Origin of the sequence: Enterobacter cloacae complex sp. 2021EL-01169 (assembly GCF_020733125.1) — a bacterium.
Taxonomy (GTDB): Bacteria; Pseudomonadota; Gammaproteobacteria; order Enterobacterales; family Enterobacteriaceae; genus Enterobacter; species Enterobacter roggenkampii.
This window is the reverse complement of sequence record NZ_JAJFTC010000049.1, coordinates 1-1,331: the sequence shown is the minus strand read 5'-3', so window position 1 is coordinate 1,331 and position 1,331 is coordinate 1. Positions and strand designations below refer to the sequence as shown.

Sequence of the window (1,331 nt, the reverse complement as noted above, 5' to 3'; positions counted from 1 at the left end):
GAATCTATGGTCACTCCCGTTTTTGCAACACCGATTTTGACGACAAGTTGGCTTGCTTGAATCTATCCGGCGTCTGAATGGGATTTTATTCCCGCGCCTTGATGAGTTCCGCGCCTGATGAACCTCCAGAAAATATACGGCTTCAATGAGCCTTTCCGTTTTACAGGTTCCTCAACAGGCCGGTGGGCCGTTAGTATCATCAATATCAGTATTCGCAAAACCAGATCAGTAATTCTTTAAACCGGTGTATTTCTGCCGTTATGCTACATAAGTTTGCTGTCGTGCCGTTAGGGCCCAGGCTATTCTGGCCAGCTTGTTTGCCAGAGCACAAGTGACGACAAAGTTGCTTTTCCGGCACAGTAAATCCCTGACCCAATCGGCCAATTTGCCAGACTGGTGTTCCAGTTTTTGTATGAATACCCTGGCACATTGAACCAACAAAGTTCGGATCTTTTTATTACCTCGCTTACTAATTCCCAGCAATGTCGTCCTACCTCCCGTGCTGTACTGCCGAGGTACAAGCCCTGTTGCCGCCGCAAAGTCACGGCTGCTGGCGTACTGCTTCCCGTCGCCAATCTCAGTTGAAATAGTACTCGCTGTCAGTGTTCCGACGCAGGGAATGCTCAGCAAGCGCTGTCCAACCTCATCTTCGTCCAACTTTCGTTTCAACTGGGATTCCAAATCTTTAATCTGCTCAACAAGATAGTGATAATGCTGTTGTAATTTCAGCAATAACTGGCTGAGGTAAAGAGGCAAACTATTATCCTCAAGAATGGTACTCAGTCGGCTAATAACGGCAGCTCCTCGGGGAACGCTAATGCCAAATTCCAGCAGAAAAGCATGCATTTGATTGGTTGTTTTTACCTTATCCTGAACCAGGGATTCACGGACACGATGCAGAGCCCGCATTGCCTGCTGAGATTCCGTTCTGGGCTGCACAAAACGCATAGACGGACGCGATGCAGCTTCACAAATAGCTTCGGCGTCGACAAAGTCGTTTTTATTGCTTTTAACGAACGGGCGGACAAATTGTGGTGATATCAGCTTTGGGGAATGCCCCAACTCTTCCAACTTGCGTGCCATAAAGTGAGAACCGCCACAGGCTTCCATTGCGATGGTTGTAGCGGGGCATGTCGCCAAAAATTCGATCAACTTTGGCCGGGTAAATTTTTTACGGTAAACAGCCTTCCCGCGACGATCCTGGCAATGAATATGGAAAGAGTTTTTACCCAGATCGATACCAATGAGCGCAATGTTTTCCATGATAGTTCTCCGAATGAAAGCCTGTCCTCAGCATAGTACCGGGAAGGAGGGAGTGACCATCTCATTAA

1 protein-coding gene is annotated in these 1,331 nt (G+C 47.8%); it reads right to left on the bottom strand.

Features of this window, described 5'->3' with window-relative positions; translation table 11 throughout:
• Positions 1-258: 258 nt before the first annotated feature.
• Positions 259-1,263, bottom strand: a complete 1,005-nt coding sequence (locus tag LLF79_RS26780; RefSeq protein WP_000427623.1) for an IS110-like element IS4321 family transposase — start codon at positions 1,261-1,263, stop codon at positions 259-261.
• Between the last annotated feature and the right edge of the window lie 68 nt (positions 1,264-1,331).